Origin of the sequence: Yersinia sp. 2466 StPb PI (assembly GCF_041538325.1) — a bacterium.
Taxonomy (GTDB): Bacteria; Pseudomonadota; Gammaproteobacteria; order Enterobacterales; family Enterobacteriaceae; genus Yersinia; species Yersinia enterocolitica_E.
In genome coordinates this window covers 145,195-159,502 of sequence record NZ_JAULSL010000002.1, presented here as the reverse complement: position 1 = coordinate 159,502, position 14,308 = coordinate 145,195, and the positions used below count along the sequence as shown (strand labels likewise).

Below are 14,308 nucleotides of genomic sequence, written 5' to 3'. Positions count from 1 at the left end.
TTATCACATGTCTAATATTGATACTAAAGCAACAGCCAAAGTGAAAGCAACCCCGAAAAACAGCAAGGTTGCAGCTAAGGTGAATGAAGCGCTAGCGAATACCCCAACAATTACCGTCCCACTTCACCGGTTGGTATCTACCGAACTGAATGCCCGTAAGAAAAAGTCGACTCCAGCATCGATTGCAGGGCTGGCCGCAAGTATTGAAAGCGTTGGGCTGTTGCAAAATCTCATCGTTTTTCTGACCGATGAGGGAAACTATGGCGTAGCGGGTGGAGAACGCCGGCATTTGGCATTTGAACTGCTATTGAGTGAGAACCGTTCTACTCCAGCGGGACTTGTTACCGCTGATTATCCGATTGACGTCAAAGTCTTTGATAAAAATATGGCGCGGCTGATCTCTTATACGGAAAACGGTAAGCGTGAAGATATGCATCCGGCAGACCAAGTGACCGCGTTTCGTGACATGGCTTCTGAGGGCAGAACTCCTGTACAAATTGGTAGCTTGCTGGGCTACAGCACTAAGCATGTTCAAAAATGTCTGCGTTTAGCATCAATGGCTCCCATGCTATTGGCGGCGCTGGCTAAAGATGAAATCAATCTTGACCAGCTACAAGCGTTATCCGCCAGTGAGGATCATGAGCGTCAGTCTACGGTTTGGAGTAATGCTTATGGCTATTACAAACAACCAGAATATTTGCGGAGCGAGGTTTTGAGGGGGGAGATTTCCGCTGAAAATAATGGGCAGTTGGCATTTGTCGGTCGCGATGCCTACGAACAGGCGGGAGGCGCATTCCGCTATGACCTGTTTACCGAAGAGGGTTTTATTTCAGATCCTGTTTTGCTTGAGCGCTTAACTCGCGAAAAACTGGCTGAAATCGCTACCATTATTTCCAGAGAAGAGGGTTGGAAGTGGGCTGAGGGTCGTATGCATCGCGTTTACAGTACGGGTGAAGATGCCGAGTTATACAGCTTATTACGCAAGCCCACGCCGATTTTTACTGATGAAGAGTCAGCGCGGATGGCAATTCTGGAACAGCTTCTCGATGCTTATGACATCGAGCATATGGCGAGTGAAGAGGATGATCTTGAAAAAAATGCTGAAAGCGATGCATGTAAGGCAGAGTTAGACGCCATTACCGTAACGGCAGACATTCGCGCATGGTCGAATGATGTACGCGCACAGTCTGGCATTGTGGCGTATTTGAATGAGGGGGAGTTAGTCATTCAGCGCGGTGTCATGTTGCTGTGTGATGTACCACCTAGCGAAGAAACTAACGAAGAGTTGACCACTCAACAACCACAAAAACCGCAATCAAAGCTGCTATCAGCCGTGCTGGTTAAAAGTCTTTCCTCAGAGAGAACGATGGCTGTTCAGGCCGCTTTGGCGCAGCAACCTGATGTTGCACTGGCTATCTTCATTCATGATTGTATGAAGTCGGTATTTCGGAGCGACAGCTTCAAGTTAAAGACATTGGCCTTTAGTCTGCATCACAACAAATCAGCGTTAGAAAATAATGCACCTACCGTTGCCAATAGTCGGGCGATGCAGGTTCTTGAAGATATGCATATAGCTTGGGTTGCGAATTTACCTGATGGCTGGGAAAACGACTACGAATGGCTGATGGGTTGGGATAAGGCCAGCCAGATTGCTTTGCTAGCATATTGTGTTGCCGGAACATTGGACGGTGTAACGGAACAAATGAGCCGAAATAATAAAGCCGGTGAGACGTTGGAATCAGTTGAAACCTCACTGAATTTTGATATGCGTGACTGGTGGCAACCGACAAAAGAGAACTTCTTTGGGCGTATCAATAAAGACGGTATTTCAGATGCGTTGACTGATGCAGGATTGACGGGAGCCGCTTCTGATTCCCAGAAAATGAAAAAAGGCGATGCCGCCGAACTGGCAGAAGAGGTGATCAGTAGAACTCGTTGGATGCCAGCGTGTATCCAGCGAGATGTGGTCGAACAAACACAACCGCTGACCGAAACCTCTAATAACATTGATATTGCAGCCTAACAGGGAGATGCCGCCCGTAAGGGCGGCAATGACAAACAATGACAAAACACGAAAATTTCTCTCTGGTTGCCTTGCAAGGTTTAAGCCCTATTGAACTGGAACAATATTGGGAGAGGGGGACGGATTACCGTCAGCGCCTATCCAGTGCCGTCTTACAATATCTGAATTTACCGTCAGGATGGCTGATTGATGTGGAATATGGGCGTGAATTCGGCGGTGTACACCCTGTTTCACTGCGTGTCAGCCCCACAGACGTGAGCGATATCGTGCTCAACGTATGCAGTGCGGGGGAGGAAAACGAGTTTTGGACGATATCACTGCCGTTTGATGGCGGTGAATCAAGGGCGTGGGTGTGTATTACCGAATACTTTGACCCCACTATTATGAATAGTGTGCTGGCCCGTGTATCTGAATATTATAAAGCCGGATTCCAACAGGCCTCCGAACTGGCTAAAGCACTTCATATGGGAGGGATTGCCGTATGATCCCGAATAATCGCGCATTAATATCCATGAACGAATATCAGCAGGCGGCAATCCATGCAATGGCCATTGTCGAACGGAAAAGAATACAGGGCCAACGACTGGCTGAATATCCGTATGCCAAAGCATTTTTCCGTATGCTGAATGAGGGCCGGACGAAAATTCTGGCTCGCGATATCCGGTTAGTCGCCAGTAATTACTGCCCGCAAATACGCGGGGGTGAACCAATGCACCGTTATATGCAAGCTCTGGATAGATTGATTGAAAGTGGTGGCCAATATTGTCCGTTACCTCTACCGGATGACACCCCTAAGAAGTTGTTCCCCGCTTACGCCGTATTATGTCGAGAGCGCCGTGATCGTAAATGGCTTATGCAGTTTGAGCGCAAAGAGCGTAATCAGGCAAAACAAAAACAGCAAAAGAGGCGACGCTATCAGTGCCTGGTCGCGCAGGCAGAAATTGAACTGGCTTTTATTACCCCGAGTGAACTGGCTGCGTGGTACAAGCGTCAGGAACGGCAGGGAATAGATGACGATGATTTGGTCGAGATGGCACAGGCTTGGGGCCGCCAGTTTGTCAATTTACGGTGCGAACCCTTCTTCATGGGGAACCCAATGTGGTCTATTGTCAGAGAAATGCGCGAAGAATTGGGGAATAGAACGGTTGTAGAACAGTGGCTTGATTCACTTATGCTCTCGAATAAACTGGAGAATTGTGCAGGGGTGAAAGTGAAATTTGAGGGGAGTACAGATGGCGAATAGGCTAAAGGATCAACTGAGCTACATAAAGAATATCAACTCATACAAGCGCTGGCTGCGTAAGAACTATTTTTATGATTATCGCAACGACAAGCAAGTGATCTCAAAACGTTGGCTGGAAGAGGGGCCGGAAAAATACCCGTGCTATGTGATACGTATGTGTACCAGTTGCAATTACGAAGAGACAGAGCCATTTTTCATCTACGGCGATGACTTAATCGATATGAGCCTTACCATACAACGAATGGTTAACTCGAGCTTGTAGAAGCTGAAAAAGCTGTTAAGTCAAAAGGCTGTTGTGGCTTCGCCACTACGGCCTTATCCCTTACTATGCCGTCTATCGATATGATTCAGCGTTGAAATAAGTCAGCATCTTCTAATTATATAGTGCTTCTCTCTACTATTTTTCTTATTCCTATGGTGGCCATTCTACCTGTTCGTTCTTCCTGTACACATCATCAAACAGGGATGGGGGCCCCTTCGGCTCCCTGTGCGCAAGCGCCCAGGTCGTCGCTTACACTCCAGCTCTCCCGCGCCATCGGGCGCAGTCCAGCTTCCGCAGAGCCCCGCGATGCGTGCCTCTGTCCTGTCGGATAGTACGCGATGCCTGAACGTCAATTGCCCTCGCTTGCAGCGGCCTCTGGCCGCGCCGCTTCCCACTAAGGACGCCCCGCCGTACCGTCGTGTCGCGGTGTGTTCATCCTGTCTGTGCAGTTCGGAACGCCATCACTCGGTAAGCCCTCTCGCGGAGGGCTGCTTGTAGCACCACCGCCAGGATGCCCGCAAGGGTAAATAGCACGCCGCAAGCGGCGCCCTTGCGTTCCTCCCGTCGTCGTTGCTCCTTTGCCCTTGCCGCGATAGAACTCACAGAGAGATGGACAACCACCGAAGGAGAGCAACCAGGATGAACACACAAACGTCAAGACCGCCGCTTCCTGAATCTACAGAAAGATATGAGGAAAAAGAAACCACTATGAGCACTCAGAACGGCATAGCAAAAAAATCGGCCCTAAGTCGTGCGTTCGATAACGCCATACAGGAGGTCGCAATGGCAGAAGAGGCCCACGCCCATTATGGGGAGACGTTTTGTTTTAGGGATGCTGTCCATTATTGGTTATTCGGTTTTTTCAGCAGTTTCAAAAAGCATTAAACCCCCTAGAGCCAGCCGCTGGCTGGCTCTTATCAACCAAGGAGAAATACGATGTATCAGACAGTGTGTAACACGAATGATCGTTTTAGCTGGGATAGCAATACTGAGGCAGTTTACTGGTTGTTAAGGGAAGAGACGGCTATGACCAAGCCAGCCGAAATTTCGTTGGAACGCTACATGGATATGATTGGCACGATGTATCCGCTCGACTGGCGCGGCAACATGGTAAACGAATCGTTCAAGCTGGCCGAAATGTATTGCGGCAATGTGGCTTGTATCTACGCCAAGGTAGGAGATCGTTATTTTGAGTTTCGTGACGTTGTCACTCTGAGCCACGAAGAAATAATCGAACGGATAGAAAAGGAGGTGTTAAGCCAAAACCAGAAATGAAAAAAGCAGACTTGCGTCTGCTCTCTCTGCCGGTTTAGCCCTAGGAAAGTTTAACCGGCTATCAATTATCTATTGGAGTTAAAACTATGAAAATTGACGCTCGTATCATTGCACCAACTGCCAGTTTTGTAAAGCAGACCCCGAAGAAACAGCAGCGCATAAACCATCCTGCAATTGCTGTAGACGAGATCAGTCTGTCAAGCAAAGCGCGGGCACGCCACATTGCCAAATGCCAGAGCAAAAAAAAGTCGGTCAGAGTACCGGCAATGCTTATCAGTGAACTGGGCCAGTTACTCCGCACGCTGGAACTTAAACGGGCTTATGCCTGATTAAACGCACCGCCCCAATGATGGGGCGGTATTCCATCGAACAGGAGTGATGCAATGAATGAACAAACAGTTTTGAGTGCGACTTATCTGGTTCGGGGCGCATTGGATCGACGCGAAGATTTTATTAAGGCGCTTGAGCGGTCGGCAGTCAGTGAGATGGACATGATTGCGGCCTTGATATCTCAAGCAAAAGGGGTCGAGGCTGTCGCTGAATATGTCTCCGAAAATTATGATTTAGCGGGTGTTTGGCTATATGAAGTCGTGGAGCCGTTCGGGGAGGAATTAATTAAGTTTCATGATATCCCCCACAACGGATTGGCTGCGGATGTTTTGGCCGAACTGCTTTATGGATGGTTGGGGATCGCCACAGATGAAAAAAACGGTTTCATCGATGCCGTCAAAGATCGCTATCTAAAGTCGTATTAATAGCGCGGGGCTGGGGATGTGCTTGCAGAAAACATCATGGTTAAGGTGATATCAAAATTGAGGAAAAAGTATGTTGAAATTTACAGCAAAGAGTATCAAACCGGTATTGGCAGAGATTAAACATCATGGTGGTTTATTGTTGGTGAAGAATGACGGGGTGTATGTCATGGCAAACAAAGACGAGCAGAATGGGGGCCATACTGTTGCTTATGCCGTTGGACTCGGTCCTGCTGACTTGCCAGACCGAGGTGCATTACATCATGCTTGCGCTGCGGCTTGTGGTGGGGATGATTTTGTCGAATTTCTGAGTTTGCCCCCTTTCATCATGTCTACTTTGGTGGAGGGCTATCACGATCTGATGATTAAAATGAATAAGTGCAACATGAGTGTGGAGTTGTGGCCGAGCGAAGACGCAGTATGAATACGTTGTTGAAAATTAAATAAGCGAAAATATTGAGCCTACCGCCTTCATTATGGGCGGTTTTTTGGTTCGTCTATCGGAGGATACCGGCATTGAGCCGGTACCCCCCGAAAACTCCACGCTTGCAGCGGGCAAAGCCCGCGCCGCTTCAACTGTTGCCACTGATAGTGGCAACGTCAAGGATACCTGGCTGCGCCAGGTTGAGAGTATCTGCATCACTCTTCCAGTCCACAGGCTGAGCACAGAGTGCCTTATGCCGTGACAGACACTAGGCTGGGGCGCCGGAGTCACAAGGGTACGCTTGCGCCGTTATCCTCTCCCGTTCGCACTCCCTCCCTGCGGTCGTTCGCTTGCGCGTGCGGCATGCGGTAACGCCCTTGCGCCTACGGCTCATACCCCATCCCGGTCTTATTGTCACAGCACAAGACGCTCTGAGCCCGGCAACGCCGGATAAAGAGTGACACCAGAAACAAACTCAAAGGAGAATTAATATGCAACGTCTATATACCGGTTTTGGTAATGCGACTGTTATCCGTCAAGAACGCCCACTGACTAATGGTGAGCTAGAAAGATATGTACCAAGTGTTTTCTCGGAAGAAAAACATGAATCGCGCAGCGAACGCTATACTTACATACCTACGATCACCCTTTTGGAGAAACTGCGTGAAGAGGGCTTTCAACCTTTTTATGCCTGTCAAACTCGTGTTCGTGATGAAAACAAGCGCGGACATACTCGCCATATGCTGCGTCTACGTCGAAATGGGTTTAGCAAAAATGATGAAGTTCCCGAAATTATTTTGCTTAACAGTCATGATGGTAGTAGCAGCTATCAAATGATCCCCGGTCTTTTTCGGTTCGTCTGCAATAACGGATTAGTATGCGGTGATACGTTCGGAGATGTGCGTGTCCCGCACAAAGGTGATGTGGCAGGACAAGTTATCGAAGGTGCCTATGAGGTTTTAGGTCTGTTCGATAAAGTGACTGAATCACGAAACGAAATGAAATCCATTATGTTGAATAATGAAGAACAACAGGCTTATGCAGAGGCCGCATTAGAGTACAAATATTCAGACGATCATCAACCTATTACCGCTGACCAGATTTTAAATGCTCGCCGTTGGCAGGATAAAAATACTGATTTATGGACGACTTATCAGCGGGTGCAGGAAAATATGATAAAGGGTGGACTAGATGGCATTAATGCGCAAGGTAAGCGCAGTAAAACCCGTGCTGTAAATGGGATTACGGGAGATATAAAACTCAATAATGCTCTTTGGAAATTGGCCGAAGAAATGAAAAAAATTAAAGCCTAATTCACTTTATGGCAGTGCTGATCACACCGCCTATAGGAGCAATTATGAGTAAAGAACTGGAAGTTAAACGCTGTCTGGTTTGCTCTACAGCACACATGACATTTGATGATAATACTGTTCTTGGCCTGTACGGTTGCCGGATTACGCCACATGCCAATTGGGTTTTAGAATATGAATATGGATTTATTATTGATTTGTGGGGCGGGAGAGTCGCAGTGTTGCGTTTGAAACGTATGGGATTATCAAAAACTCTCAGAAAATTTGTTTATCAGATGATGACAAAATATGACATTAAAATGATTCAATTTGATTGCGACGGTGGTGTGATTTCAGGAATGACAGTCTGCAATTGGTGAAAAATCTTTATCCATCAGCAGCACATTGAGTGCCGCTGATGGATATTAATTGATTCGAGACATGAATCTATATTGCATTAAATTTACCTTTTCTGCCGTTCACGGCATAGAGCCATGACCGACAGATTTATCAACTCTGTGCTGCCACATTTGTTCCGGTATTTTCTACTTTTGCTTTTTTAATGCTTCTTACTTTTGATAATGAAGCCGCTTTCTTTTTTGTCACTGCTACAGATTTAATGGCTTCCTGAATAGCTCTTTCACTGACAACAATTTCGCAACTTTCCAATGCTGATTTTATATCTTTAGCTGTATACCCTTTTTGCGTAGCCAAGATTAAAATTTGCTCTTTTAATCCTGCCAATACTTCCTTACCCGTGAGACGCTCTGTTCTCAAATCAGGTAATTCAGATAATTGTACTTTCGCTAATTCTAACTGCTCAGTACTGTAATGATTTTTTGCCGCCATATGCCATATTTCCCCATTCGAAAAATTTTAGGTACGACAATAGTATACGGGCGTTTCAAATCAGCACAACTCCGAAAAAAGTTCTCCCATGGTGTAATGACTTCTCAGGCCATTTAGGGCAAAATACAAATATCCGGTTTCAAATACGGGACAGGATATGTTTTGTAGCACCGCCTGCCCGCAGTCGGCCCTACAAAACGACCTGGTCAGGGCAGAGCCCCGACACCCGCTAGACTGAGACTACGAGACTGTAAGGGAAATTATCACCATGAGTAAAAGCGAAAGCCGGAACAGAACAGCCCTGCTGCCCAGCATTCGCTGTTACCCAGAGGAAAAGGAAATCATTGCAACAAAAGCAAAAGCATCAGGTTTAAGTGTGGGTGCCTATATGCTTCGTAGTGGTCTGGGACGCCGTATTGAATCAAAGTGCGATACTGAAATGATAATGGAACTTCGTCGGCTTGGAGGGTTGCAAAAACACCTGTTTAATGAGGGGCGGGGCAATGTCAGCGAGGTATTTAGCAAAGAGTACTCTGAGGTACTTGTGGCTATCAAAAAAGCGATTATCAGTATAGACCTGGGTATTGATGGCTTAGCTGCAGAGCGAGATAAAGCATGATCCCAATTGTTCCAGAAAAACGGCGAGATGGCCGTTCCAGTTTCATTCAACTGGTGAGTTATTTGACTCTTCGCGATGAAGTCAAACCCGATATGCCTATCTCTCCTGATAATCCGTATATCCGACCTTCTCGCTCTAAGGCAGCTATCTTTGATCGCCTGATTGATTATCTCGACCGGAAAGCTTCTGTAGAAGACCAAACCGTGTTGGCCATGTTTGATGATGGCACTCAGCAAATTAAAAGTGGAAACGTTGTTTGCGAAACCAATTGTTTCAGCCTGGAAACCGCGTCGGCTGAAATGAACGCTGTTGCGATGCAAAACACGCGTTGTATGGATGCTGTTTATCACTGCATCTTATCCTGGCGTGAAGAAGATACACCGACTGACGAACAAATTTTTGATAGTGCTCGATACTGTTTGAAGCAACTCGGTATGGCCGATCATCAGTACGTCGTTGCGGTGCATAGAGATACCGATAATGTGCATTGCCATATTGCGGCGAACCGCGTTAACCCTAAATCATACCGAGCCGCTAATCTCTATAATGATGTTGATACATTGCATAAAGCTTGTCGCCATCTGGAGATGAAGCATGGTTTTACCCCGGATAATGGGGCATGGAAAGTGAATGGATCACACCAGGTCGTGCGCAGTGAAAATGACTTTAAATCTATCCCCCGTAAAGCTAAGCAATTGGAGTACTACGCTGACTCAGAGAGTCTGTTTAGCTATGCGACAGGGGAGTGTCGTCAACGTATTGGTGAGATTGTGGCAGGGGATAACCCTTCATGGAATGCTATTCATACTGAGCTTATTCGTGCAGGTCTGGAGTTAAAACCCAAAGGGGAGGGCTTAGCAATTTATTCGCGCGAAGATGAAAGTCTGCCTCCTATTAAAGCAAGTAGTCTGCATCCAGACCTGACCTTGTATTGCCTTGAAGAGACGCTGGGTAAGTTTGAGCCGTCACCGGAAATTGTGATGTTAACCGATGATAATGACAACATCATTCATTCCAACTATAAACGAGAATTCATTTATGAGCCTCGTCTACATGCTCGGGATAACACTGCCCGTATCGACCGACGTCTGGCCAGAGCCGATGCGCGAGAGGATTTGAAAGCACGCTATCAGGCTTATAAGTCTGCATGGATAAAGCCTAAGTTGGAGGGGGGGACACTCAAGCAACGTTACCAACATGTGGCTAAACGTTTTGCCTGGCAGAAAGCCAGAGCGCGAATCGCCATCGGTGATCCATTGCTCCGTAAGTTGACTTATCACATCATTGAAGTTGAACGAATGAAAGCTATAGCGGCCTTGCGTATCGCGGTTAAAGCAGAGAAAAAAGTCTTCAATGCCAACCCAGAAAATCGTAGATTGAGTTATCGCGCCTGGGTAGAGCAACAGGCCCTTAATCATGACCAGGCGGCTATTGCACAGTTGCGTGGCTGGTCGTATCGACTTAAACGTGCTAACAAAACACCACCGCTTTCTGAGAATGGTATCCGGTGTGCAGCAGCTGATGATTGCAGACCATTCAACTTGGAAGGCTATGATACTCAAATTAATCGCGACGGCGTCATTCAGTATCGGCATGATGGAATCGTACAAGTACAGGATCGTGGTGAGAGGATAGAAATAGCCAATCCATTTATCTCTGATGGCCAGCATATCGCGGGTGCTATGACGATTGCAGAAGAGAAATCAGGGGAAGTGATGGTCTTTGAGGGGAGCCGTACTTTTGTCAATCAGGCATGTGGATTGGTAGGATGGTTTAATGAGGGGGGCGAGAAACCGCTACCGCTTAGTGATCCTCAGCAACGTATATTAGCGGGTTATGAGGTTGACCGACAGGCGTCATATTCGGAGATTTTACAGCCAAAATCAGGTGCGGATAAGTTGCACGAACTGGAGCAAGGTCATAAACCACAGGGTGGATATCGACCTCAGTAAACTGTCGTAAGCACGAAACAAAAAAGCCGACTCCAAAGACTGGAGCCGGCTTTTTTGTTATTAATTAACGTGTCCGCGCAGCAGCTGCATCGCTGGCTGATATGATAACCAGGCATTACTGTTGTCACCTGCAACTTCGGTAAAAATGGCTATCAAGCGTTGAAATACTTCATCGTGTTTCGTTTTATCAAATTGTACTGGCATTGAAAACAAGTTGAGCAATCGAGCGCACTCATCGCGCAGGCTCTCGGCACGAGACGTGCTCAATGCTTGCAACCTGTGCCCCTCCCGGGTGTCTAGCTGAACTATCAGCATCATGGCACATAGTCGTACCATTTCGGTGTAACCTCGCTGATAATCCAGGTTGTTATCGCTCATCGATGTGCCTCAGTATTTAGGTAAAAGCGGCTGGCTTTCTTGCCATAACCGTTCAAATTCCTGTTCGTAGACCGCGACCAACTGCGGCTGGTTCCGCACGACTAGAACGTTTTCAGCATTACGCTTGTCTGCACTGACCGAGTAGTTATAGCTCCCTGTCTGGAGCGTATTACTGTCGGCCAGAATTATCTTATTGTGCATTATAGAGTAATTACCATTTAGGCGAATAGGAATGCCCTGATTGGCAAGGAATGTCACCGCGGTATAGCTATCGCTGTTACTTTTCTTGTCTGCTACCACCCTGACGCTAACCCCTCGTTGTTTGGCCGCCACCAAAGCTTGCGCTATTCCTTTATCGGTAAAAGAGTAAGCCTCCATGTTCAGGGTATTCTTGGTCTGATTAATTACATCCAGTACGGCAACTCTGGCAGAATGCGAAGGGGAGAAGCCAACAGTGAACGCCGGCATCGCGAAAGTAGGCCAAGACAGTGTCAATGTGGCCAGGATTATCAACGGCGAAAAATGAATAAAATGGCGAGATTTCATTGTTATAAGCCCTTGATAGCTTCACGATATGATAAGGAATCATCCCATTTGGTCTCAACAGGAATATCTTTCCAGCGCAAAACATCGTCAGCCCATTTTTTGAGTTCCATAACCGTCAATCCATATTTTTTAGCAAGGCATGTACGGCAAGACGTTCCCAAGGCAATTTCATCCTCGTCCTGATACCACTCTATGCGTTCGATAAACCATTTCAGGGATGAGTGTGCATTTGATGATGTAAGTTTCCCTATAGCATGCTCACGCCAGTCAGACCTGCGTACATCCGCATTCCCTAACCAGTCGCTTAGTTGATAAATATCACTGTAACCGACTTCACTGTCGGGAATTATCTGCAGATACAATGTACCTGCCACTGGATGTTCAGCACCTACGACCACGAATGATTGATCTTCCATTGCTGTGCTCACTTTTAGAGATGTATTTGTTCCCTGTTCTTTGTTTTGTAGAGCCGAGGGAATATTGGGATATTATTGAAAGGCCAACAGGTCAGTTTGATATGGTATTTTGCAGGTCAGCATCGGCTAAGGAGGCAGCTACTTCTTTTGAGACCCGGATAGTTTTCGGTGGTGTTGGTTGATGACGCCATTTGCGTTTGTTTTGATGTAAAGCTTCTCTAGCTGCTTCAAACAGCAATATACCCCGTTGGGTTGGGTTGTAGCTGATATCAGCGCGGTTATCCAGATCAAGGGTAAGGTCTACAATACGTTTAAGAATTGGGTCCATGATGCCGATTTGATGGGTACTGTCTTCTGGGCCGTCTAAGCGTAGTAATATGTCTTCAATTTCTTGCGCGGATGGGGGGAGTTTGCGCAATAAGGTCGGATTTAGAGCAAATAGCTCGGCTTCTGTTGGGGTTTGTACTTCAATAAATCGGTTTATTCGCATCGGTAGTGCTGATGTCATCTTGTCATCATCTGGGATATAGATAGCACTACTCGGGACCAGGGCACTTTTGAAAGAAATCATCCCTTCACCAGGATTTAACTCTTTCAGGTCGCCGAGATCCAGCCGGTCTTTTTCACGAATGTAGTTGTTTGTGGCATCTTCATAGTTGGGTGTAATGATGCCGCCCGCTTGTTCAACTGCCCCCAATTCGGCGTAATATCCTTTCCCGCCAGTAATCTTGGCCAACTCAAAAGTATCTTTCTCATCCTGCAGGGCCATAAACCATTTGGTGAGCAAGTTAGCGTTTACCGTCATGTATTCACCACGATGTTCTGCGATAAACCGCTGAATATCCTGAGCAGAAACAATCAGCATATATCCCAAGCTACGCATCTGGCTGGCCAGGTTATCCATACCAGGACCAAAATAGGCACCTAACTCATCCATCGCGATAGCAAACGGAAATTTCCCGCTGTATTTTTTAACGATTAACACATCGTTGAGCATTCCCTCGAGCTCACAACCCAAGTCTCTGGCCATGGTCATGCGAATCGCGGATATATACAGTTTACCTATATTGGACGCTTCACCTTTTGACAGTTCCAAGGCTGGAATAGTGGTACACAGAATGCGGTCGTTGTGCAGTATGTCCTCAATGTTTATGTCGCCGGCATCGGTAGAGAAAATGTGGCCGTACAAGTCGTTGAACATGGTGAGCATGCGGTTGAATTGCTGAATTAAGTAGCCGTGTTGATCATAGACACCTTGCTCCCAAGTTGAGGGCTGGCTAATGAGCTCAATGCGAAAGCCGGCTAGTGTATTGAAATAGTTTTCTAATGGGTTATAGGCTTCTTTATGCCAGCCATCGCGTTTGGCTTCCAGGTAGAGCTCAGCCAATTTTCGTAAAGGTAAATACGATTGGATAACTGTCTGAGATATGGTCCGTTTTTCTTTTTTACATTTGTAGTAAACCGCATAGACCAACGCAGCATTCATGGATTTGGCTTTGTCCTGCCAGCCAGCATCACCGCTCCCTGCAGGGGGAAGCATGGATTCCATTAATTGGATGATGAAAGTGGTGTTGGCGGTACCAAACAGATTGATCGTGTTGGACGGTTGGCGTTTTTTGTCATTGAGTAGCAGCAGTAAAAGCTTGTCCATTCCTCCCGTCATAAAGTTAAGTACGTAAAAATCATCTTCCCGACCAAACCGGCGAGCTAGCGACCACATAGCAAAAGCCAGCGAGTTTTGCCCTTTACCATCTGAATAACAGATGCCTCGGCCCCAGCAGATGGCATTCAAGAAGACAGACAGCAGCGCTTCTGTTTTACCTGACCCCGTCGTGGCCAATAACAACATATGGCGCAATGCATCATCCAATGTTAGCCAGAGCTCGCGAGCGAGGGCTTTACCTCTGGCAAAGCCCAGACACATAACACCTGCAGCTGGAAAAAATTTGCGGGTCCGTACCACATAGCGGAAAAATCCCCATAAACCATTACGGTACTTGGGCATTTCGCGCTCCGTTGTCAGGTCTATTCCGCCCACATCTGTTGGCATGCGCAGGGGCATTCGAAAAGGACGGTCGCTGAACAGCATGACATGGAGTAAAAGTCCGGGAACACTGATCAGAAGACTGGCGGGGAATATCCAGCCCATAACCAAGCCAGCAAGCAGGAAGAACTGGACGCCAAACGGGGAGAGTAGGGCGTCATTTATAAAGGTATAGCCAAGCGACCGCCGAACTCGGCGGGCTTCGATTTCAACTGATTGAGCCATTTACAAACCTC

18 protein-coding genes are annotated in these 14,308 nt (G+C 47.0%); 13 read left to right on the top strand and 5 right to left on the bottom strand.

Annotated elements, in window-relative coordinates; translation table 11 throughout:
- The first annotated feature begins 7 nt into the window (after positions 1 to 7).
- The 11 genes from Q2T72_RS22820 (at position 8) to Q2T72_RS22770 (ending at position 7,648) form a co-directional block, all read left to right on the top strand.
- On the top strand, positions 8 to 2,023 hold the full coding sequence (locus Q2T72_RS22820; RefSeq protein ID WP_372569997.1) for a ParB/RepB/Spo0J family partition protein: 2,016 nt from the start codon (positions 8 to 10) through the stop codon (positions 2,021 to 2,023).
- 38 nt (positions 2,024 to 2,061) lie between these two features.
- Complete coding sequence (gene psiB, locus Q2T72_RS22815) at positions 2,062 to 2,508, top strand: conjugation system SOS inhibitor PsiB (RefSeq protein ID WP_050074451.1); 447 nt, start codon at positions 2,062 to 2,064, stop codon at positions 2,506 to 2,508.
- Entirely contained in the window at positions 2,505 to 3,266 is a 762-nt protein-coding gene (locus Q2T72_RS22810; protein WP_050074452.1) for a plasmid SOS inhibition protein A, read from the top strand. Before psiB ends, Q2T72_RS22810 begins: the two co-directional genes overlap by 4 nt.
- Positions 3,256 to 3,528: a hypothetical protein gene (locus tag Q2T72_RS22805; RefSeq protein ID WP_050074454.1), complete on the top strand. Its 273-nt coding sequence runs from the start codon at positions 3,256 to 3,258 to the stop codon at positions 3,526 to 3,528. Before Q2T72_RS22810 ends, Q2T72_RS22805 begins: the two co-directional genes overlap by 11 nt.
- Before the next feature lie 639 nt (positions 3,529 to 4,167).
- Positions 4,168 to 4,413, top strand: a complete 246-nt coding sequence (locus Q2T72_RS22800; protein ID WP_145544674.1) for a hypothetical protein — start codon at positions 4,168 to 4,170, stop codon at positions 4,411 to 4,413.
- Between the two features lie 51 nt (positions 4,414 to 4,464).
- Positions 4,465 to 4,803 carry a hypothetical protein gene (locus tag Q2T72_RS22795; RefSeq protein WP_301213094.1) on the top strand — a complete coding sequence of 113 codons (339 nt, stop codon included), beginning with the start codon at positions 4,465 to 4,467 and terminating at the stop codon, positions 4,801 to 4,803.
- 86 nt (positions 4,804 to 4,889) lie between these two features.
- Entirely contained in the window at positions 4,890 to 5,132 is a 243-nt protein-coding gene (locus tag Q2T72_RS22790) for a hypothetical protein (protein ID WP_120806759.1), read from the top strand.
- A gap of 54 nt (positions 5,133 to 5,186) precedes the next feature.
- On the top strand, positions 5,187 to 5,558 hold the full coding sequence (locus tag Q2T72_RS22785) for a hypothetical protein (protein ID WP_301213098.1): 372 nt from the start codon (positions 5,187 to 5,189) through the stop codon (positions 5,556 to 5,558).
- Between the two features lie 70 nt (positions 5,559 to 5,628).
- Positions 5,629 to 5,979 carry a DUF3085 domain-containing protein gene (locus Q2T72_RS22780; protein WP_372569996.1) on the top strand — a complete coding sequence of 117 codons (351 nt, stop codon included), beginning with the start codon at positions 5,629 to 5,631 and terminating at the stop codon, positions 5,977 to 5,979.
- 491 nt (positions 5,980 to 6,470) lie between these two features.
- Positions 6,471 to 7,292, top strand: a complete 822-nt coding sequence (locus tag Q2T72_RS22775; RefSeq protein ID WP_372569995.1) for a DUF932 domain-containing protein — start codon at positions 6,471 to 6,473, stop codon at positions 7,290 to 7,292.
- A gap of 44 nt (positions 7,293 to 7,336) precedes the next feature.
- A complete protein-coding gene (locus Q2T72_RS22770) occupies positions 7,337 to 7,648 on the top strand; it encodes a DUF5983 family protein (protein WP_372569994.1) in 312 nt (103 codons plus the stop codon).
- Between the two features lie 130 nt (positions 7,649 to 7,778).
- On the opposite strand, the gene Q2T72_RS22765 is transcribed toward Q2T72_RS22770, so the two are convergent.
- Positions 7,779 to 8,117: a mobilization protein MobC gene (locus tag Q2T72_RS22765; RefSeq protein ID WP_372569993.1), complete on the bottom strand. Its 339-nt coding sequence runs from the start codon at positions 8,115 to 8,117 to the stop codon at positions 7,779 to 7,781.
- 268 nt (positions 8,118 to 8,385) lie between these two features.
- Between Q2T72_RS22765 and mobA the strand changes: the two genes are divergently transcribed.
- The gene (gene mobA / locus Q2T72_RS22760; RefSeq protein ID WP_050074462.1) at positions 8,386 to 8,736 is read left to right on the top strand and encodes a plasmid mobilization protein MobA; all 351 of its coding nucleotides are present in this window, start codon (positions 8,386 to 8,388) and stop codon (positions 8,734 to 8,736) included.
- Entirely contained in the window at positions 8,733 to 10,688 is a 1,956-nt protein-coding gene (gene traI / locus Q2T72_RS22755; protein WP_050074463.1) for a TraI/MobA(P) family conjugative relaxase, read from the top strand. The genes mobA and traI overlap by 4 nt, the downstream gene beginning before the upstream one ends.
- A gap of 60 nt (positions 10,689 to 10,748) precedes the next feature.
- On the opposite strand, the gene Q2T72_RS22750 is transcribed toward traI, so the two are convergent.
- The 4 genes from Q2T72_RS22750 to trbC all read right to left on the bottom strand — a co-directional run bounded on the left by Q2T72_RS22750 (position 10,749) and on the right by trbC (position 14,297).
- Positions 10,749 to 11,066: a hypothetical protein gene (locus Q2T72_RS22750; protein ID WP_050074465.1), complete on the bottom strand. Its 318-nt coding sequence runs from the start codon at positions 11,064 to 11,066 to the stop codon at positions 10,749 to 10,751.
- Positions 11,067 to 11,075: 9 nt separating this feature from the next.
- The gene (locus Q2T72_RS22745; RefSeq protein ID WP_087818769.1) at positions 11,076 to 11,534 is read right to left on the bottom strand and encodes a phospholipase D family protein; all 459 of its coding nucleotides are present in this window, start codon (positions 11,532 to 11,534) and stop codon (positions 11,076 to 11,078) included.
- An 80-nt stretch (positions 11,535 to 11,614) separates the two neighbouring features.
- Positions 11,615 to 12,028, bottom strand: a complete 414-nt coding sequence (locus Q2T72_RS22740; RefSeq protein WP_050289014.1) for a hypothetical protein — start codon at positions 12,026 to 12,028, stop codon at positions 11,615 to 11,617.
- Positions 12,029 to 12,119: 91 nt separating this feature from the next.
- The gene (gene trbC / locus Q2T72_RS22735; protein ID WP_050074470.1) at positions 12,120 to 14,297 is read right to left on the bottom strand and encodes an F-type conjugative transfer protein TrbC; all 2,178 of its coding nucleotides are present in this window, start codon (positions 14,295 to 14,297) and stop codon (positions 12,120 to 12,122) included.
- Positions 14,298 to 14,308: the final 11 nt, after the last annotated feature.